16 protein-coding genes are annotated in these 19,866 nt (G+C 39.6%); 9 read left to right on the forward strand and 7 right to left on the reverse strand.

All coding sequences use genetic code 11. The features are described 5' to 3' along the window. Positions 1–17 precede the first annotated feature (17 nt). The 8 genes from M0G43_RS00665 to M0G43_RS00700 all read left to right on the forward strand — a co-directional run bounded on the left by M0G43_RS00665 (position 18) and on the right by M0G43_RS00700 (position 10,659). A complete protein-coding gene (locus M0G43_RS00665; protein WP_248022569.1) occupies positions 18–1,805 on the forward strand; it encodes a RagB/SusD family nutrient uptake outer membrane protein in 1,788 nt (595 codons plus the stop codon). Between the two features lie 33 nt (positions 1,806–1,838). Continuing rightward, entirely contained in the window at positions 1,839–3,392 is a 1,554-nt protein-coding gene (locus M0G43_RS00670; protein ID WP_248022570.1) for a DUF5123 domain-containing protein, read from the forward strand. Between the two features lie 150 nt (positions 3,393–3,542). After that, positions 3,543–4,973 carry a glycoside hydrolase family 28 protein gene (locus M0G43_RS00675; protein WP_248022571.1) on the forward strand — a complete coding sequence of 477 codons (1,431 nt, stop codon included), beginning with the start codon at positions 3,543–3,545 and terminating at the stop codon, positions 4,971–4,973. A 9-nt stretch (positions 4,974–4,982) separates the two neighbouring features. After that, the gene (locus M0G43_RS00680) at positions 4,983–5,984 is read left to right on the forward strand and encodes a DUF4861 family protein (RefSeq protein WP_248022572.1); all 1,002 of its coding nucleotides are present in this window, start codon (positions 4,983–4,985) and stop codon (positions 5,982–5,984) included. Between the two features lie 11 nt (positions 5,985–5,995). Further along, complete coding sequence (locus M0G43_RS00685) at positions 5,996–7,234, forward strand: glycoside hydrolase family 105 protein (RefSeq protein ID WP_248022573.1); 1,239 nt, start codon at positions 5,996–5,998, stop codon at positions 7,232–7,234. Positions 7,235–7,241: 7 nt separating this feature from the next. Continuing rightward, positions 7,242–8,870 (forward strand): glycoside hydrolase 43 family protein, encoded by a 1,629-nt coding sequence (locus M0G43_RS00690; protein WP_248022574.1) that lies wholly within the window; start codon positions 7,242–7,244, stop codon positions 8,868–8,870. A 6-nt stretch (positions 8,871–8,876) separates the two neighbouring features. Continuing rightward, positions 8,877–9,698 (forward strand): rhamnogalacturonan acetylesterase, encoded by an 822-nt coding sequence (locus tag M0G43_RS00695; protein WP_248022575.1) that lies wholly within the window; start codon positions 8,877–8,879, stop codon positions 9,696–9,698. Beyond that, positions 9,691–10,659, forward strand: a complete 969-nt coding sequence (locus tag M0G43_RS00700) for an alpha/beta hydrolase (protein WP_248022576.1) — start codon at positions 9,691–9,693, stop codon at positions 10,657–10,659. Before M0G43_RS00695 ends, M0G43_RS00700 begins: the two co-directional genes overlap by 8 nt. A 7-nt stretch (positions 10,660–10,666) precedes the next feature. On the opposite strand, the gene M0G43_RS00705 is transcribed toward M0G43_RS00700, so the two are convergent. After that, complete coding sequence (locus tag M0G43_RS00705; RefSeq protein WP_248022577.1) at positions 10,667–12,148, reverse strand: Ig-like domain-containing protein; 1,482 nt, start codon at positions 12,146–12,148, stop codon at positions 10,667–10,669. A gap of 132 nt (positions 12,149–12,280) precedes the next feature. Between M0G43_RS00705 and M0G43_RS00710 the strand changes: the two genes are divergently transcribed. Beyond that, positions 12,281–13,303, forward strand: coding sequence for a LacI family DNA-binding transcriptional regulator (locus tag M0G43_RS00710; RefSeq protein ID WP_248022578.1), 1,023 nt, complete (start codon positions 12,281–12,283; stop codon positions 13,301–13,303). A gap of 46 nt (positions 13,304–13,349) precedes the next feature. Here the strand turns inward: M0G43_RS00710 and M0G43_RS00715 are convergent, their stop codons facing one another. Genes M0G43_RS00715 through M0G43_RS00740 form a run of 6 tightly spaced genes read right to left on the reverse strand, consistent with a single transcriptional unit; the run spans position 13,350 to position 19,866 of the window. Then, complete coding sequence (locus M0G43_RS00715; protein ID WP_248022579.1) at positions 13,350–14,963, reverse strand: UxaA family hydrolase; 1,614 nt, start codon at positions 14,961–14,963, stop codon at positions 13,350–13,352. A gap of 12 nt (positions 14,964–14,975) precedes the next feature. Next, entirely contained in the window at positions 14,976–16,442 is a 1,467-nt protein-coding gene (locus M0G43_RS00720; protein ID WP_248022580.1) for a tagaturonate reductase, read from the reverse strand. Positions 16,443–16,453: 11 nt separating this feature from the next. After that, complete coding sequence (locus M0G43_RS00725; protein WP_248022581.1) at positions 16,454–17,749, reverse strand: TRAP transporter large permease; 1,296 nt, start codon at positions 17,747–17,749, stop codon at positions 16,454–16,456. A gap of 2 nt (positions 17,750–17,751) precedes the next feature. Continuing rightward, positions 17,752–18,213, reverse strand: coding sequence for a TRAP transporter small permease (locus tag M0G43_RS00730; protein WP_248022582.1), 462 nt, complete (start codon positions 18,211–18,213; stop codon positions 17,752–17,754). A 1-nt stretch (position 18,214) separates the two neighbouring features. Beyond that, complete coding sequence (locus M0G43_RS00735) at positions 18,215–19,201, reverse strand: TRAP transporter substrate-binding protein (RefSeq protein ID WP_248022583.1); 987 nt, start codon at positions 19,199–19,201, stop codon at positions 18,215–18,217. Further along, a complete protein-coding gene (locus tag M0G43_RS00740; RefSeq protein ID WP_248022584.1) occupies positions 19,198–19,866 on the reverse strand; it encodes a bifunctional 4-hydroxy-2-oxoglutarate aldolase/2-dehydro-3-deoxy-phosphogluconate aldolase in 669 nt (222 codons plus the stop codon). Before M0G43_RS00740 ends, M0G43_RS00735 begins: the two co-directional genes overlap by 4 nt.

Genomic DNA, 19,866 nt, shown 5'->3' on the forward strand with positions numbered 1-19,866 from the left:
AATTATATTTAAAAAAGATGAGAAATTTTAAAATAATTGCAGGAATATTAACAATAATACTTTTAGCTTCATGCCAAGAAGTAGAAGATGATTTTCTTGATGCTCCTGCCCCTTCTAGTTTAGAAGAACCTGTCATATTCTCAAATGCTGATCTTGCTCGCGGTGCTGTAGATGGGATTCTAGAGCCAATGGGACAAACCAATTCCTACCGTGGTCGCTTTATTCCATACTATGGCTTTAATACTGATGCCGAATGGAATTACAATTCTGATGAGCCCGGCAACGCAGCTGGTGAGCTATGTACTTATGATGCAGATCCTACCAATACTCAAATGAACACTGACAACAATGCTTGGGCAATGATGTACTCAGGAATTGAACGTGCCAATATATGTATTCGCGGAATTCGTGCTTATGGTAACCCTGAACCTGGGAATGCACTCGGACAATTATTAGGAGAAGCCTTAACTTATAGAGCAATTTATTATGCTGATCTTATGAAAGCGTGGGGAGATGTTCCGGCTCGCTTTGAACCAATTAGCACAGAGACAATTTATTTACCTAAAACAAACAGAGACATTATTTATAAACAGATTATAGCTGATTTGGAAGAAGCTTCAACTTTAGTTGCTTGGCCTAATGAAACTTCAGCCACCACTTCTGTTGAACGTGTGAATAAAGCTTTTGTAAAGGGCTTTAGAGCTCGATTAGCAATGGTAGCAAGTGGATTCCAACAATATCCTGATGGTGTTAGAAGGAGTAACGATCCTGAACTATCAGTCGCAAACATGTATACACTGGCTCTAAATGAATGTTTGGATGTTATAAATAGTGGGACTGCACAACTTACACCTTCTTTTGAAACTTTATGGAGAAATCTTAATGAAGAAGTTTTAGCTGCGGGTAGAGAATCCCTTTGGGAAATTCCATTTGCAGCTGGCCGTGGACGAGTTTTGTTCTCATTTGCTGTAAGACATAGAGGAGTTGATCAACATACGGCACAGCCAAGAGGAGGCATTGCAGGGCCGCTACCAACTGTATTCTATGATTATGATGAAGCAGACTTAAGAAGAGATGTCACCTGCGTTCCTTATGAATGGGGCAATCCTGTCAATGAATTTGCACAGCAACAACTTGTTGGTTTAGATACATGGTATTTTGGAAAATATCGTTATGAATGGATGACTCGTAGAGTAACATCAACTAATGATGATGGTATCAATAAAATTTATATGCGTTATGCAGAAGTATTATTAATTGCAGCAGAAGCGGCAAATGAGTTGCAAGGCCCTGGAGCAGCAGCTCCTTATTTAAAGGAAATTAGAATGCGCGCATTTCCACCTGCCCTTCATGCGGAGAAAGTGGATAATTATGTCAACAGCTTAACTTCCAGTCAGGCAATGTTTAATGCTATTGTGAAAGAACATGAATTTGAGTTTACAGGTGAAATGGAACGTAAACAAGCCTTAATTAGATGGAATCTTTTAGGTGATAATTTAGCACAAGCTAAAGTCAAAATGACAAATCTTCGCAACAGAACGGGTGAATATGCCAATGTTCCTTCCACGTTGTACTATAAGTATGAAGCTGACGGTGAAACGCTAGATATATATGGTCTTAATAGAAATGAGAACACTAACCCAGGTCCAGAATATTCGAGTTTTGACTGGACATCTTTGACCGATATACAAATTAATTCCCTTTTTCAAGTTGGGGTTGATCCAGATAATAGACAGTTCTGGCCTATTTGGCAAGTATTTATTGATGCCAGTAACGGCCAACTAGTCAATGATTACGGTTATTAAAAAAATTGAACTTAATAATAAGTTATTATGATTATGAAAATAAAATTTCCTCTTAAAAGAATCCTAACTTTATCGCTCCTAATGCTAACCGCTTTGGGTTGCACCACTGATGATGAATTGATCGAAAATTTAGATATCAGTAGGGAATTTGCTCCAGTTGGCCTAGAGTTCTTTATACGTACACAAACTACGGTGGAATTACACTGGAATACAGATGACAATGTTGACAATTATGTAGTTGAAGTTAGTGAAAATGCAGATTTTTCTAACTTGGTTGAATCAGTAAATGTGTCCTCAAATGAGATTCCAGTTCAAATTCTTTTGGCAGCAGAAACGTTTTATTATATCCGTGTTAAGGCAGTTAGTTCAAGAGGTTTGGCCGATTCCAATTGGTCAACAATTACCGCACAGACTTTTGCAGAGCAACTCTTCCTACCAATACAGCCAGGAGATATTTTGTATAACCAGGCAACATTGAGATGGGTTCCTAACAGCGTGGTTACACAGATTACTGTAGAACCAGGAAGTATAGTTTATGATATTACGCCTCAAGAAATGGCAGATGGAATGGCAACCATTACAGGCCTTTCTGGAGAAACTACTTATACGGCTATACTATTAAACGGTAGTAATGTCAGAGGTGGAATGTCATTTACAACAGAAGTAGACCCAAGTACAGGAACCGTGATAACTCCATCAGATAATATATTTGAAAGAGTAACTAATGCAAGCCCTGGGGATGTTCTGATCTTGGAGCCTGGAGATTACACCGCTCAAGTTGGTACAATTACTTTGGATAAATCATTAACCATTCGCGCTCGTTATAGTTACGACAAGCCTATGTTGAAGGTAAGTGTTTCAATTGTTACAGGAGCCACTGACGTGAGTTTGATCGATTTAGACTTGACAGGTGATTTGCCAACAAGTTTAACAGATGTCGTAAGATTTTCAGCCGCTGGTGATTTTAATTCATTACTAATAAGAGGATGCAATGTCCACGACTATGACCGTTCCTTCGTGGCTGGAAATGTCGCAGGTGCTACAGTCAATTCAGTAGAAATCAACAATTGTGTAGTGACTAATGTTATTACAAATGGAGGTGATTTCATCGATTTTCGAAATACGAACGCCCTAAACATTTCAGTATCAAACAGCACTTTTGACCATTGTGCGCCCATGCCTGGTAGAGATTTTTTCAGAGTTGATGCGGCTGGAAATCTTAATGGAAGCGCAACGGTAAACATTCTCTTAGAGTCTTGTACACTTTATGCTTGTGCGGACAGTAACAGCAGAAGAATTTTCTATGTTAGATTCAATGCAAATGAAATTACCTCTAGAAATAATTTAATTACAGATACTGCTGTTGAAGCTTATTCAGACCAAAGCTCTACAGATGAGACTATTGTTTTTGACAACAACAATTACTTCAATGCACCTACCTTGTATGACCCATCAGTAGCCAGATTTGACACATCAACAACGTATTTAACATTAGACCCAGGCTTTGCAGATCCTGCTTCTGGAGACTTTACAGTTACAAATCAAACAATTATTGATAATCAAATTGGTGATCCTCGCTGGAGATAAAGAATTTTAATGCATGAGTTAGCCTAAAAAGAGGTGTGCATTCTTGGCATACCTCTTTTTTTACTAAAACAGATTAGCAACCTATTCCTTTGAGATCGAAAATTCAATTCTGATTGATTAATTTTAACACAAAAGATCATTATTCTCCCTATGAAAAAACAACCTTTATCAGTCTATCTTATTTCTATTGGTTTGACCATATTGCTACTATTTGCATTTGGTTGTAAAAATGCAGAGAAAAAGACAGTTGAAAAACCAGACACATTTGCTGCCGCTGATGATATCATCAGGAACATTAACGTTCCAACCTTTCCAGATAAGACTTTCAACATTATCGATTTTGGAGCAATTTCTGACGGAACTACAAGTAATTCAGAAGCTTTCAAAAAAGCCATCGACAGCTGTTCGAAAGTAGGTGGAGGTAAGGTGATTGTCCCTTCTGGCAAATTCCTCACTGGACCCATTTATATAAAAAGCAATGTTAACCTTCATCTTGAAGAAGGTGCTGAAGTATTGTTTTCAACAGATGCAAAAGAATACTTACCAGTGGTCCATACGTCTTATGAAGGTCAAGAATTGATGAATTACTCGCCATTGATTTATTCTTACAAAGAGAAAAATATTGCCGTTACCGGAAAAGGAACCTTCAACGGACAAGCCAGTAATGATAACTGGTGGGCATGGTGCGGAAAAGATGTCTATGGTTATGTAGATGGCACACCAAAACAGCAAGATGACCACAATTTGCCTCGCTTGTGGAAAATGTCAGATGACAACGTTCCAGTTTCTGAACGTGTATTTGGCGAAGGCCATCAATTGAGACCACAATTCATACAACCTTTTGAGTGCGAAAATGTTCTGATTCAAGGTGTAACATTTACAAACGCCCCTTTTTGGGTAATTCATCCCATAAAATCAAATAATGTGACGGTTGATGGTGTCACTGTGAAAAGCCATGGGCCAAACAATGACGGTTGCGACCCAGAATATGCAAAAAATGTTCATATCAAAAACTGCATATTTGATACAGGAGATGATTGCATCGCAATTAAATCGGGTCGTAACAATGACGGTCGGGTTGTCAATATTCCAAGTGAAAACATTGTGGTCGAAAATTGTGATATGAAAGATGGCCATGGCGGTGTAGTCATGGGAAGTGAAATTTCAGCAGGTGTAAGAAACGTATATGTTCGGAACTGTAAAATGGATAGCCCAGAATTGGACCGTGCCATCAGAATCAAAACCAATACATTGCGTGGTGGTTTTGTGGAAAATGTGTTTGTACGCGACATTCAGGTGGGGCAAGTGAAAGAAGCTGTCCTAAAAATCAACACGTATTATGGAACCTATGCCAACCAAGAAGGCAACTTTATGCCATCGATTAAGAACATTCATTTGGAAAATATCACCGTTGAAAACGGAGGTGAATTTGGCGTTTTGATTAAAGGTCGTCCTGAAAGCCCTGTTCAAAACGTAACGCTCACCAATGTCACCATCAAAGGTGCCAAAACAGATTTGTCTGTTGAAAATTCAGAACCTATCATCTTTAAAAACACGACCATCAACGGAAAAAACTATTAAAAAATCATCATGAAAAAATTAGGATTTATAGCACTGCTACTTGTCAGCTTCTACGCTTGCAACGACACTAAAAAAGAAACTTCGCCAGCGGAAACAACAGAAAAAACCACTCCAAAAACCTATGCTGAAATCTCTATTGCACAAGGTGGCGAATGGGTTGATGGCCCAAGAGGTCATAAAGAATTTGCAAATGGTACTTCCTTTAAAAATGTGAATTCTATTGATGTTCCCAAAGAGCATACGGACCATTCGTGGTATATCCGTTACGAAGGTCCTGGCTGGGAGAATAGTCAGGTTGGTTATCGTTTGTATCTCGATTGGAGAAATGCCATTGACATATTTGGGAAGAAAGTCGACAGTATGGTTTTGCCTTACGTGGGACAAGATGGTTTCGACTCCTATCACGAACCGTCACCATGGGGACAGGATATTCTTAAAGCAGGAAAATCTATGGGAATAGGCGGCTATGGTCGATTGATGAATGATACGGTTGCGCACTTCAATTCGGTCAAAAACACCTTCGCAAAAGTTGAGAATTCTGACGATGCTTCAACGGTTCATATTTCCTATAAAGATTGGAAAACAGGTGATGACAGCATTGATTTGGAAAGTAAGCTGACCATTTATCCACAAGATAGATATACCAAGGCTGAACTGAATCCTTCAAAAGAAATTGCAGGTCTCTGCACGGGAATTGTAAAGTTTAAGGACATTCCATTGCAAAAGAAAGAAGGTCAAAAATGGGCTTATATCGCAACCTATGGAACACAAACATTGGTGAGCGAAACGGACAAACTCGGTATGGCTGTTTTTTATAAACTGGATGAATTATCTGAACAAAAAGAAGGCGAGCATGACCATTTGGTGGTATTTAGACCTACTACTAAAACTTTAACCTACTACTTTTTGGGAGCATGGGAACAAGAGCCAAATGGTATCAGAACAGAAGCAGATTTTTTTAATGATTTGGACGCCAAATTGCAAACACTTGACAATTCAAACACGCTTTAAACATCAAACAAATGAGGTTAAAAAACGCATACATTCTTTTGATTCTCTTGGCATTGACAGCATCTTGCAAACAATCAAAAGAAAATAGATCTGAACAAAACGAAAGTACATCAACGGAAAAAGTGGTTCCTGAAAACCTGAAATGGTCCGAAAGAATGATGTTATCCGAAATGCATCGTGTTCCAAAGGCATCAATGATTGATTTCGTCAAAAAACCACGGTGGAGCTACACAAATGGTTTGGTTTTGAGCGCATGCGCGAAAGTCTATGAAGAAACCAACAAACAAATTTACTACGACTACATTTACAACTACGCCGATGAATTGATTGATAGCACAGGTACCATCGAAACCTATAAATTGTCCAATCAAAACCTTGATATGATAAAATCAGGTGATGTGTTGTTGTATTTGTACCCAAAAACAAAAGAAGAACGGTTTTTGCTTGCCATGCAGACTTTAGACAGCCAAATGGAGTCACAGCCAAAAACATCAGATGGAGGTTATTGGCACAAGAAAATCTACCCTTATCAAATGTGGCTCGATGGCTTGTACATGGCTGAACCTTTTCACATTCGATACGCACAGCAATATTTTAAGGACGATGCTAAAATTCAAAGAGTATATAACGATGTTGTGCACCAATTCGACCTCATCCAGAAGCATAGTCGCGATGAAAAAAGTGGCTTGCTGTATCATGGCTGGGACGAAAGCAAGGAGCAACGTTGGGCCAACAAAGAGACTGGAAACTCACAACATTTTTGGTCGCGTGGTATGGGATGGTATGGGATGGCAATGGTAGATGTGTTGGACTTTTTGCCTGAAACGCATCCTGGCCGTGAGCGTATCATCAACTATTTGAATCAGTATGCAGAAGCTATTGTGAAAGTTCAGCACGAATCTGGCTTATGGTATCAGGTCTTGGACCAAGGCAATCGTGAAGGAAATTATCTGGAAGCATCCGGTTCAGCAATGTTCACTTATACTTTGGCAAAAGGTGTTCGTAAAGGTTATTTGGTCGAAAAATATTTAGAAAATGCAAACAAAGCATACGATGGTATCATCAATCAATTAATTACGGTAGAAGACAACGGACTCGTCAACCTCAACCAAGTTTGTGGTGTGGCAGGTTTGGGCGGCGAACCTTACAGAGATGGTTCCTACGAATATTACATCGGTGAAATCATTCGTCCGAATGACCCAAAAGGAACGGGACCATTCATCATGGCAAGTTTGGAATTGAACAAATAAACGTTGAATGAAGTTTTACCTAAAATTTGTTGTTTTATTGATTTCTGCAACCATACTGGCACAAGCAGACAAACCTTACATATCTAAAGTTTGGGTGGCTGATAATGGCGATGGTACATACCAAAATCCAATCATTTATGCGGATTATTCAGACCCAGATGTCGTTCGTGCTGGTGATGATTATTATATGACGGCTTCTAGTTTCAATGCCGTTCCGGGTTTACCAATTTTACATTCGAAAGATATGGTCAACTGGAAGTTGGTCAATTATGCCTTGCCTCTAGTTGTTCCCAAAGAAACGTTTGACATTCCTCAACACGGTAACGGTGTTTGGGCACCGAGTATTCGCTATCACAACAACGAATTTTACATTTATTGGGGCGACCCAGATTTTGGAATTTATATGGTGAAAACTCAAGACCCATTGGCCAATTGGGAAGCGCCAGTCTTGGTGATGGAAGGTAAAGGTTTGATTGACCCTTCTCCGCTTTGGGACGATAATGGTAATGCCTATTTGGTGCACGCTTACGCTGGCAGTCGTGCTGGCGTGAAAAGTCTTTTGTCCGTCAATAAAATGAATCCCGAAGGCACAAAAGTGCTTGATGCAGGAGTTCACGTGTATGATGGTCATGATGAAGATGATACCATTGAAGGTGTTAAATTTTACAAAAGGAATGGTTATTACTACATTTTTGCACCAGCAGGTGGGGTTGCGACTGGATGGCAAGTGGTTTTACGGTCGAAAACCATTTACGGCCCTTACGAACGAAAAGTTGTTCTGGAGCAAGGTAGCACGAACATCAATGGTCCGCATCAAGGTGCCTGGGTGGACACACCGAGTGGTGAATCATGGTTTTATCATTTTCAGGATGTAGACGCCTATGGACGTGTTGTGCATTTGCAACCGATGACCTGGAAAAATGATTGGCCTGTGATGGGTAAGGACTTGGATGGAAATGGAATCGGCAAACCAGTAAAATCCCATATAAAACCTTCCATTGGCAAATCCTATCAAATTCAAACACCTGTAGAAACTGATGATTTTAAAGGTTTCAATATAGGACTTCAATGGCAATGGAATGCGAATCCAAATGTCGTCTGGCATGCAAAATTGCCTGGGAATGATTATTTGAGATTGTTCTCCATTAAAGTTCCAGAAGATTCGAAAAACCTTTGGATGGTGCCAAATCTCTTGCTACAAAAATTTCCAGCGCCCAATTTTACAGCATCTACAAAAATCACGTTACATCCTGAAGAAGCAAAAAATGGCAAAACTGCCGGACTCATCATTATGGGTACTGATTATGCCACATTAAGCATTTCGCATGATGATAAAGGCTTTTTTATTCAGCAAACGGAAGCCATTGATGCCATTGCTGGTTCTGAAGAAAAAGTAAACGAATCACAACGTTTAAAATCGAATTCAGCTTTTTTTAAGGTGGAAGTAGTTGCGCCTGATGCGATGTGTCAATTCAGTTATTCTGAAGATGGAAAGACCTTCAAAAAAATTGGCAAATCGTTTAAAGCCCAACCCGGAAAATGGATTGGTGCCAAGGTCGGATTATTTTCGATTAGTACTCAAGAAGCCAAACGAGGTGGATATGCCGATGTAGATTATTTTGAAATCACAAAATAGATTAATTTGAAAGTCAATTATTTACATATCATATGTGTCAGCTTACTCATAGTTGGCTGTGCTTCCGATAACAAAACTCAAACTTTTACAAAAGTCTACCTCATCGGAGATTCTACTATGGCGGATTATACTGGATATTACGACCTTGGCAAGGATTATATGAAAACTAGATATCCTATAGCAGGTTGGGGCCAAGTCTTCCAACAATTTTTGATATCGGATAGTCTTTCAACTTTAAAAAATATCATCAAAACAGATAGTGTCATTGTGGATGACAGAGCAAGAGGTGGCAGAAGCACACGTACTTTTTTTCAGGAAGGCAGATGGCGCGCAGTTTATGATAGTTTGAAGCCAAATGATGTGGTCATTATGCAATTTGGTCATAATGATGCCGCAGAACAGAAGACCGAACGTTACGTTAATATTGAAGGTTATAAAGAATTTTTAAGATTGTTCGTCAATCAAACAAGGGAAAAAGGAGCCATTCCCATCATTTTGACACCTGTGGCACGAAATTATCCTTGGAAGGATGGCAAGCTTCAAAACGTTCATGGCGAGTATGACCAAGCGCCTAAAGATATTGGCATTGAGATGAATGCAATGCTTATCGATTTGAATAAAAAATCGAGAGACTTTTTTACAAAAAAGGGTGAAACTTATGTTTCAGAAACATACTTTATGAACTTACCTGAAGGTAAATATGAAGCATATCCAGAAGGATTAAAAGACAATACTCACTTTCAACCACAAGGTGCCACGGAAGTTGCCAGACTTGTATATGAAGGACTAAAAGAATTGAATTTAAAGTTAAAACCTTCGGATGATTAGGATAAATTCGTCAATATGGAAAAATATATTCTTCTGTAGTCTATTGATGACTAGCATCGATATTCATCTCTATTCTCAAGAAAAAGAACCAGAATTCAAACCATATACAATTGAATCCACCTATCAAAAGCTAAAAAAATACCATCCATTCATCACTCCCATTGAACCATTGGTTTCAAAAGACATCCTTGCCAATGAAGATATTGTTTACAAAAGCATTGAAGATACCCTCCTAAAATTGGACATCTATACGCCAAAAGACACATTAAAATCCTATCCTGCGGTATTGTTGATACATGGTGGCGGTTGGCTGACTGGAAGCAAGGAAAATCAACGTGTGATGGCGCAACATTTGGCATTAAATGGTTTTGTGGCTGTGACAGCTTCTTACCGATTAGGTTTGGAATCCCCTTATCCCGCAGCCGTTCACGATTTGAAAGATGCCATCAGATGGATGCGTCAGAATGATAAAAAATATTCGATTGATTCGAAAAAAATCGCCGTTTTAGGAGCTTCTGCTGGCGGACAATTGGCCACATTAATTGGCATTACCCCTAATTCAGAAGTGTTCGGATTTGATGCCGATGTTTCTGACGACGTCCAAGCAATTGTAAATGTTGATGGCATCGTCTCATTCATCCATCCCGAAGCTGCATCCGAAGGAAAAATGGCAAGCATCTGGTTGAATGGTACCAGAGATGAAAATTTCGAAAATTGGAAAGAAGCATCACCTTTGGAATATGTCAATGCGAGCTCTCCCCCTATCTTGTTCATCAACAGTTCGCAGCCACGTTTTCACGCTGGAAGAGATGATATGGTTGCTCTTCTGAATGATTTCGGAATCTACAATGAAACCTTCACCATTGAAGACAGTCCACATTCCTTTTGGCTTGTGCAACCTTGGTTTGAAACTACATTGAATTACACGGTTAAGTTTTTAAATAAAACTTTAAGGGATTAACTTAAATTTATTCAAATTCGAATGCTCCTAAATCTGGGGCTGTTCCATTGAATGGTAATCCTACATCCACACCTTGGTCAATCAAATCGCTAGAAGACACTAATCTCATAAAATCCATATTTGGCAAACTTCCGTCGGCGTTCCTAGGTGCTGCAAGTAGATTGATATCCAAACTCGCAAAATCTTCTGCCGTCGTAGTTAATCCATTCTGCCATCCGTTGTTAGTAATATCCGTTGTGGTCGCATTGAAACTATTGGTGCTTCCACTATTCAATGAAACCGAGTTTTTAATGGTCAAAGCCATTGCAATATTGGTTGAACTAAAGCTATAATTCCTTCCATTATCGAATGCAGAACCATTATAGATTTCAATCGTACCACGATTACTGTTATGGTCAAAACCATCATACACATTTCCTGCTGCTACACAATTTTTATAATTAGCATTGTGCTTCAGGGTTTTATCGTCACTACCCCCTGTTTTAAAACCATTACCATCTCCAGACCCTACCGTTCCATTCTGCAAATAGCCATTTTTAAATGCCCAGCAGTTCTCATAATAGGTCGTAACGTTGTCTGTATCTCTCAAATAACCATCCCAACCATCGTCTAGATTTTGCCAAGCGCGACAACCTATGAATTTATTTCCAGAGCCCACATTTAATTTAGCGGCAAAACCATCGGCATTTTCGAGAGTCGAATCGGCATTGAAAAATGAATCACAATTTAAAATGGTGTTATTGCTTGCGCCATTATCCAATTGCAAGCCTGTATCAGCATTTTCGCTGAACGTACAAAACTCTATCAGATTGTTATCTCCAGTGATATGCATTCCATTGTCACCAGCGGAAAATACGTCAATTCCTTTGATATGCCAGTAATCGCCAGATAATTCGATTCCTCTGTTGGATGAGCTTTCAGACATAGAAGAGAAATCAAATCTCGGTCTTTCAGTGTCTGATGGATATGGCAATACTGAAATAAAATTACCGTTTGAGCCATTTCCTGAAACTTGGATTGGCGAGTTGAAAACATAGTTTCCTCCTCTCACATAAATGGTTTCGCCAGCCGAAGCTGTTGCAATTGCAGATAAAAATTCCGCTGAAGATTGAACAACAGTCCCATTTACCCCACCACTAACACCAGAGACATTGATGGTTTTTTGCCCCATAACGCCAGAACCATCCGACGCCGTAGCCTTGATGATGACATCGCCATTAGATACTGCAGTCACAAGTCCCGTCTGCGAAACCGTTGCAACTTGTGCATGTGAAGTACTCCAACTGACCGATGCATTAGTCGCATTGGCAGGAACGACATTTACACTCAATTGAGTTGAGCCACCATCCAAAATATTATCGCCATTGACAATTATTGAACTCACTAATACAATAGGGTCGTTATCATTGCTTGCATCGTCTTTACTGCAATTTAAAAGTAACAGTATAACCAACAGGTTTACAAACAATTTTCTTCTTTTTAACATCATTCTAATCTTTAAAATTCAAAACAAATTCTTATATTGGGTAATCGATTGCATAAAAATACTGAATTAGGATTTAAAAGTCTAGAACTTTATAAATAAAAATGTATTTTTATCCTCTCACTACCAACTGGTCAAATGAAGAAAAAAACCACTATTTATGATATTGCTGAAAAGCTAAACCTAACGGCAGCGACAGTATCACGAGCGCTCAACAATAATGAAAAGATAAGCGAGAGCACACGTAAGCTGGTCCAGGAGACTGCTTTAGAAATGAATTATGAGCAAAACACACTTGCTCGAGCACTTAAAAGCGGCAAAAGTTACAACGTAGGTGTCGTTGTACCTCGTATGGACAGCAACTTTTTCGCATCCGTCATTCGAGGGATTGAGGAAGAACTCTATCCGCAAGGATACCACGTCATTGTATGCCAAACCCACGACCAAGAAAATTTGGAAACTGGGAATATCAACTCGCTCCTAAACGCCCAAGTAGATGGTATTTTGATGTCGATTTCGAATGCAAAGACCAAAAATAAAGTCTTCAACAATTTATTCGCCAAACATGTCCCGCTGATTTTCTTTGATAGAAAACGAGATATTGATGGTGTTAGTTCAGTGACCATCGATGACTTTAATGGTGCATACGAAGCCACAAAGCACCTCATTCAACAAGGTTGTAAACGCATCGCACATCTTTCCAATGACCGTTCGTTGGAAATCTTTAAGAATCGTTATATGGGTTACAAACAGGCACTTTTAGACCATGGATTGGAGTGCGATGAAAGTTTGGTTATAGAAACTGCGAGTAAAGTGGATGAAGGACGACGAATCACAAAACAGTTTTTGAGTATGGAACGTCCGCCAGATGCTATTTTTTCTTCAAGTGATTTTACAGCTTTGGGAGCTATTCAGGAAATAAAGGAACACGGACTTAAAATTCCAGAAGATATTTGCGTGGTTGGTTTTAGTAATGAGCCTTTCACGCGTTTTATGGAACTTTCAATTACTTCTGTAGACCAATCGCCGATTGAAATGGGTCGTATTGCAGCACAGGTGTTTTTGGAGGAAGTCAATAATGGCAAAAAAATCAAGATGCAAAAGCAGATTGTATTGACACCAGAATTAATGGTTCGTAAATCTTCTTCAAAATTGAAATAAAAAAAGACCTTTTAAAGGTCTTTTCTCTTTCTGCTATCAATCAAAATCACAAGGAAACACCACGTTTCCATGGAATAAAATCGTTCTGATTTAAGAGACTTGCCTTTGAAGGCGTTCGTCCGCTTGCTATTTCTATGATGGTATTCAAGGTTTCTTCAGCCATTTCTTCAATGGTTTTTTCACCCTTAATGATTCCACCAGTATCAATATCAATAATATCACTCATACGTCTTGCCAATTCAGAATTGGAAGATACTTTCACAATCGGCGCAATCGGATTACCTGTTGGCGTTCCCAAACCGGTAGTAAACAAAACTATGTTTGCTCCAGAACCCACCATAGCGGTTGTACTTTCAACATCATTACCAGGCGTGCACAACAGGTTCAAGCCAGGTTTTGTCACGTATTCACCATAATCCAAAACATCCACTACTGGGGATGTTCCACCCTTTTTGGCTGCACCAGCCGATTTCATTGCGTCAGTAATCAATCCGTCTTTGATGTTTCCTGGTGAAGGATTCATATCGAACCCAGAACCTGCGTCTACCACAGATTTTTCAAAGGCTTTCATCAATTCCAAAAAACGATTGGCTGTCGCTTCTGTTTCACAACGATTGACCAATTCCTGCTCCACGCCACACAATTCTGGAAATTCTGATAATATGGCTGTTCCACCCAAAGCCACCAACAAATCTGATGTGTAGCCCAATGTAGGATTCGCAGAAATCCCAGAAAATCCATCAGAACCGCCACATTCCAGACCTAATCTCAATTTGGACAAAGGTGCTGGTTTTCGTTCGATTTTATTGGCTTCCTTAATAGCTTCAAACGAATTCTTTATGATACTGCTCAACATCTCATCAACCGTTCCCATTTTTTGTTGTTCGTACATCAAAACGGGTTTGGTATTGTTCGGACTGATAGCTTCTAAAGCCTTGTTGAAAATATCAATTTGAAGATTTTGACATCCCAAACTCAATACCGTCGCTCCAGCCACATTCGGATTGTGGACATAACCTGCCAACAATCTCGCTAAACTTTCAGAATCCTGACGTATGCCACCGCAACCACCAGGATGCGTTATGAATTTCACCTCAACATTATCAAAAACTTTTTCCGACTGCTCTTCTTCAATCAAAGAGGTTTCGCCATTGTTATGCACCAATGAGCGCAACAAATTTCGATAGCTGTTGGTTTTCTGGGTCAATAACTCCTTTTCAAAAACATCCTTAAGGATTTCTATATTTCGATTTTCACAAAACACCAAAGGGAAAAACAACCAAACATTGGCAGTCCCAACCTGACCATCCTCACGATGATAGCCCATAAACGTTCTGTCTTTCCATTTGTCAACATTTGGAGCTGTCCAACCTATCGTATTCGTTTTCTGGGAAACTTTAGCGCTTTGATGCTTCACATTTTCCGTATTCAGCACAGCGCCTCTTAGAATAGGCTGACTCGCCTTTCCGACCAAAACGCCATACATATAAATGTTATCTCCCACAGCAAAATCCGTCAGAGCCAATTTATGTTTGGCCTTGACATCCGTTACTGCTGTAATCGATAGGTTTTCAAAAGAAATCACATCATCTTTTGCAATGTCTATCAAAGCAACAGCGACATTATCCGATGGATGTACTTTTATCAGTTTCTTTTGCATAGTTTTAAATTCTTAATAGCGTTGGCTAAAACTTTCAAATGCTTTCTCAACACCTTTGTCGTCCAATTCCTTTAAGGCAAAAGCAATCGCTTCCGTCAAATCGTTTATCGTATTCAAATCTTTATCCCAAAAAGATGCGTTTGCCAAAGTAGATGTCGCCACGAGTTGATAATTGTTTTCTTTCCAAACGGTTTTGAAAAAATCCACAATGTCTTCACTGTCTTTTATTGGTAACTGTTGACCATTCCAAGTGCCTTTGTAAAAACGAATTAAACAAGCAAATGCAAAGGTCAAATGCGTTGGCAATTTTTGATGTTTGTCATCATATTCCAACAAACTTGGCAAGACGCGGACTTTAAATTTTGAAATGGAATTTAATGCGATGTCCGCCAATTGATGTTTGATAAACGGATTTCTGAAACGGTCCAAAATTTCTTCTGCAAAGCTGTCCAATTCCTCACGGTTCATTGGAAGAATTTCATTGATTTCCTCAAAAATCGCTTTGTTGACGAAGTTTCCAGTAAACGAATTATCGACAGTCTCTTTGACTGTTGAATTTCCATAGAGCAAAGACATTGGCACCATAGCAGTATGTGCACCATTCAAAATTCGGACCTTGCGCGTGCGATACGGTTGCATATCTTTCACGATTTTCACATCCAAATCCGTCTTGTGAAATGGTAATTTTGCTTTCAATGCATCATCACCTTCAATCACCCAAAGCAAAAATGCTTCTGCCGCCACAATCAAATTGTCTTTATATTCCAATTGCGCGTTGTACGCTTCGATTTCGTCCTTTGGATACCCAGGAACAATTCTATCCACCAAAGTACTGTGAAAAGAACAATGAACATTCATCCACGTTTTAAAGTCCTCTCCCAAATTCCAATCGTCTGAATATTTTAAAATGATTTCTTTCAGCGTTTCAGAATTATGATTTATCAACTCACAGGGAATGATGGTCAAACCTTTGTCGGCACTTCCATTGAAATGTTTGAATCGTTCATAGAGAAGCACTGTCAACTTCGCTGGAAAAGAGCTCGGAGGTTGCATTTCCTTTGTATCGGAAGCCACATAAGCGATGCCAGCTTCGGTAGTATTTGAGATGATAAATTCGAGTGATTCTTCTCTAGCCAAGCTCAAATAGTCATTAAAATTGATATAAGGGTCGATGCCTTTTACGATGTTCGTAATCAATTCCTGATGCTGAATTTCCTGACCTTTTTGCACACCTTTCAAAAACAACGTGTATAAACCATCTTGGTCATTCAACATACTCACCATACCTCTATCGATGGGTTGCACAACGGCGATTCCTGCATTGAAACCTGCTTTTTTGTTCAGCGTTTGAAAGGCATATTCCACAAAAGCTCTTAAAAAATTGCCTTCGCCAAATTGAACCACTTTTATCGGCAATGTCTTCCCAGCATCAGTTGTTTTTCTGTTAAGCGGTTTCTTTTTTTCGGTTAATTCTGTCATCACATCCTAAATTATAAATCAAACAAACTTGGCAACCAAAGGGTCAATTGAGGGAAATAGGTCACTAAAAACAAGGCAACAAGCATTGCCAAAAAGAGTGGCAATAATGGTTTTATCACTTTTTCGATAGTGGTACCAGCAACTCCTACGCCGACAAACAATACCGAACCAACGGGTGGTGTACAGAGTCCTATACATAGGTTCAACACCATAATAATTCCGAAGTGAACTGGGTCCATTCCAATTGAAGTAACAACCGGTAAAAATATCGGTGTGAAAATCAATACGGCTGGAGTCATATCCATAAAAACTCCAACAAAAAGCAACAACAAATTGATTATCAATAAAATGATGATTGGATTGTCGCTAATTGCCAATAATGTGCTGCTGATATCCTGTGGAATGTTCTCAAAAGACATTACCCAGGACATACTCATCGAAGCACCAATCAATAGCATTACTACAGCCGTTGTAGCGGAAGAATCCAACAGGATTTCTGGTAATGATTTTATAGTAATTTCTTTATATATAAAGCCCAAAATCAAGGTGTACAAAACAGCAATTGCAGATGCTTCTGTCGCTGTGAAAACACCTGTAACGATACCTCCAATGACAATTACCAACAGAAATAAGCTTGGTACAGCATCGAAAAATGTTTTTACAACTGCTTTAATAGAACTTCTTTCACCAACTTTAAAACCTTTCTTCTTTGCCCAGAAATAGGCCACAATCATCAAGAACAATCCTGTAAGAAGTCCAGGAATATAGCCTGCCAAAAATAAGGCAGCGATAGAGACACCACCACTCGCCAAGGAATAGACAATCAATACATTACTGGGCGGAATAATCAAACCTGTGGTTGCTGACGTAATATTGACGGCTGCGCCGAATTCTTTGGAATAGCCCTCCTTCTCCATTTCTGGACCCAAAATACTTCCCATTGCCGAAGCCGATGCCATCGCTGAACCAGCAATCGCTCCCATTAACATCGCGCCAATGACATTAATCAATGCCAAACCTCCAGGAAGTGAGCCAACCAAGGTTTTTGCAAAAGCGATGAGTCGATGAGCAATTCCTCCTTTATTCATCAATTGTCCCGAAAGAATAAAAAAGGGAATTGCCAACAGTGCAAAACTGTCCAAACCAGTTCCCATACGTTGTGAAACGGTTGTAAACGCTGGCAATGCAGGTATACTGACCATCATCGTCAGTACCGACGAAATGGAAATACTCCACGCCACAGGGGTTCCGATGGCCAATAAACCAACGAAACTAATGACTAAAACAAGAATTGGAATATACTCCATAATTATTTGGTATTTAGGATGTCTGAAATTTTATAGAAAATAATGAGCGCACCACTCAACGGAATGGCAAAATACACTGCTGCTAAAGGGATTTGCAAGGCTGGTGAATGTTGGTCTAACACAAATGTGATATAGACCAAGCGTAAACCTCCTACAACCATCGCAAAGAATGCAAACAGAATAATGCATACATAAACAATTCGCTTCAATTTCTTTTGGGTTTCCGTACTAGAGCGCAATGGCAACACATCAATTGCGACGTGCATATTTCGTCCTGATACGTACGCAGCTCCCAAAATACCCAGCCAAATCATAAGATAACGTGCCAGTTCATCTGTAAATGAACTCGGTGTACCCATCACAAAGCGTGTGAACACTTGCCAAAGCACATTAATGACCATAACACCCATTATGACAATCAGCACTTTACTCAAAACGTTATCGACTGCTTTTCTAAAAGCCATATTAGTTGGTATTTTTAATTCGTTCGATTAAAGATGACATATCCTTATCGTCTTTGTATTGAGAATAGACCGATTCTACATCTTTTTCAAATAGAGATTTATCAGGATAAATAATCTTTACACCTGCTTCTTGCACAGCATCCAAAGCTTCTTTTTCGGATTCTGCCCAAAGCTTTCTTTGATACACCACCGATTTATCAACGGCTTCCTTTAGCCATTTTTTCTCTTGTTCGGAAAGTTTTTCCCAAATGTGTGTGCCAATTATCAAAACGTCTGGCAACATGGTATGCTCATCCAGAGAATAATATTTACAGACTTCGTAATGTCTTGATAAATAAAAACTCGGCGGATTGTTTTCAGCTCCATCCACAACACCCTGCTGCAACGATGTGTAAAGCTCGCCCCAAGAAATAGGCGTTGCCGAACCACCGAGACTTTTTACCATATCCATCGCTGTGACACTTTCCATCACACGAATTTTCAAACCTTTTAAATCTGCCGGTGAATTGATGGGCTTATCTTTTGTATAAAAACTTCGGCTTCCAGCATCATAATACCCAAGACCTTTAATCCAATATTGTGTACCTTCATCCAACAATTCCTGACCAATCGGTCCGTCCAAAACATTGAAAGACTGTTGTCTGTCCTTAAATAAATAAGGCAGTCCAAAAACCTTCATTCGTGGTGCAAAATTTTCCATTACGCCCACGGAAACTTTCGTCATATCCAGACTTCCAATCTGAAGCAACTCAATGCATTCACGCTCGGTACCCAACTGTTGGCTCGGATAAATTTCCAATGTCATTTTTCCACCAGAAATCTGTTCCAAATCCTCACCCATTTTCACCATCGCTTTGTGTACGGAATGCCCAACATCCAAGCTATGCGCCAATTTAATCGTGCGTACATCATTGGTGGTGTCACAACTTGTAAAAAAGCAGAACATCATCAAGGAAACTATCCATATGTTGAATTGGATTCGTCTCATTTTCGAACGTTTTTTATGATGGATAAAGCCTCTTTCACTTTTTGCTCTAGACCATTAAAATCTTTTTTTGCAATGATGTCTTTTGAAATCAGTTGCGAGCCCATTCCCACGCAGGTAACGCCAGCATCAAACCAACCTTTTAGATTTTCTTCTGTTGGTGAGACACCACCAGTTGGCATCACGCTTGTCCAGGGTTGAGGACCTTTCAACGCTTTTACAAATTGAGGTCCATAAATATCTCCAGGGAACAATTTCACGATTTCGCAGCCCAATTCTTCTGCTTTTGCAATTTCCGTCAGCGAGCCACAACCTGGTGACCATAGGACTTTTCTACGATTGCACACTGCGGCAATATCCTCCCGTAACACTGGTGTCACGATAAAATTGGCACCCAACTGCATATATAGAGACGCGGCAGCCGCATCGGTCACAGAACCAACGCCCAAAATCATCCCTGGCAATTCCTTGATGGCATATTTCATCAAATCGGCAAACACTTCGTGTGCAAAATCGCCTCTTGAGGTAAACTCCAGCAATCGTGCGCCACCATCGTAACAGGCTTTGAGCACTTGCTTGCACAACTCGGTATCTTGATGATAAAACAATGGAACCATCCCTGTGGAGGCCATTGTTTGTGCAACTTCTATTCGTGTAAATTGTGCCAT

The sequence above is a fragment of the Subsaxibacter sp. CAU 1640 genome, from assembly GCF_023156585.1.
In the GTDB taxonomy this organism is placed as follows: domain Bacteria; phylum Bacteroidota; class Bacteroidia; order Flavobacteriales; family Flavobacteriaceae; genus JBPOFM01.

Coding starts and splice junctions, on each gene's coding strand:
- M0G43_RS00670 (WP_248022570.1), top strand. CDS start 1,839: ATGAAAATAAAATTTCCTCTTAAAAGAATCCTAACTTTATCGCTCCTA.
- M0G43_RS00690 (WP_248022574.1), top strand. CDS start 7,242: ATGAAGTTTTACCTAAAATTTGTTGTTTTATTGATTTCTGCAACCATA.
- M0G43_RS00715 (WP_248022579.1), bottom strand. CDS start 14,963: ATGCAAAAGAAACTGATAAAAGTACATCCATCGGATAATGTCGCTGTT.
- M0G43_RS00700 (WP_248022576.1), top strand. CDS start 9,691: ATGATTAGGATAAATTCGTCAATATGGAAAAATATATTCTTCTGTAGT.
- M0G43_RS00730 (WP_248022582.1), bottom strand. CDS start 18,213: ATGGCTTTTAGAAAAGCAGTCGATAACGTTTTGAGTAAAGTGCTGATT.
- M0G43_RS00705 (WP_248022577.1), bottom strand. CDS start 12,148: ATGATGTTAAAAAGAAGAAAATTGTTTGTAAACCTGTTGGTTATACTG.
- M0G43_RS00680 (WP_248022572.1), top strand. CDS start 4,983: ATGAAAAAATTAGGATTTATAGCACTGCTACTTGTCAGCTTCTACGCT.
- M0G43_RS00675 (WP_248022571.1), top strand. CDS start 3,543: ATGAAAAAACAACCTTTATCAGTCTATCTTATTTCTATTGGTTTGACC.
- M0G43_RS00710 (WP_248022578.1), top strand. CDS start 12,281: ATGAAGAAAAAAACCACTATTTATGATATTGCTGAAAAGCTAAACCTA.
- M0G43_RS00665 (WP_248022569.1), top strand. CDS start 18: ATGAGAAATTTTAAAATAATTGCAGGAATATTAACAATAATACTTTTA.
- M0G43_RS00735 (WP_248022583.1), bottom strand. CDS start 19,201: ATGAGACGAATCCAATTCAACATATGGATAGTTTCCTTGATGATGTTC.
- M0G43_RS00740 (WP_248022584.1), bottom strand. CDS start 19,866: ATGGCACAATTTACACGAATAGAAGTTGCACAAACAATGGCCTCCACA.
- M0G43_RS00685 (WP_248022573.1), top strand. CDS start 5,996: ATGAGGTTAAAAAACGCATACATTCTTTTGATTCTCTTGGCATTGACA.
- M0G43_RS00720 (WP_248022580.1), bottom strand. CDS start 16,442: ATGACAGAATTAACCGAAAAAAAGAAACCGCTTAACAGAAAAACAACT.
- M0G43_RS00725 (WP_248022581.1), bottom strand. CDS start 17,749: ATGGAGTATATTCCAATTCTTGTTTTAGTCATTAGTTTCGTTGGTTTA.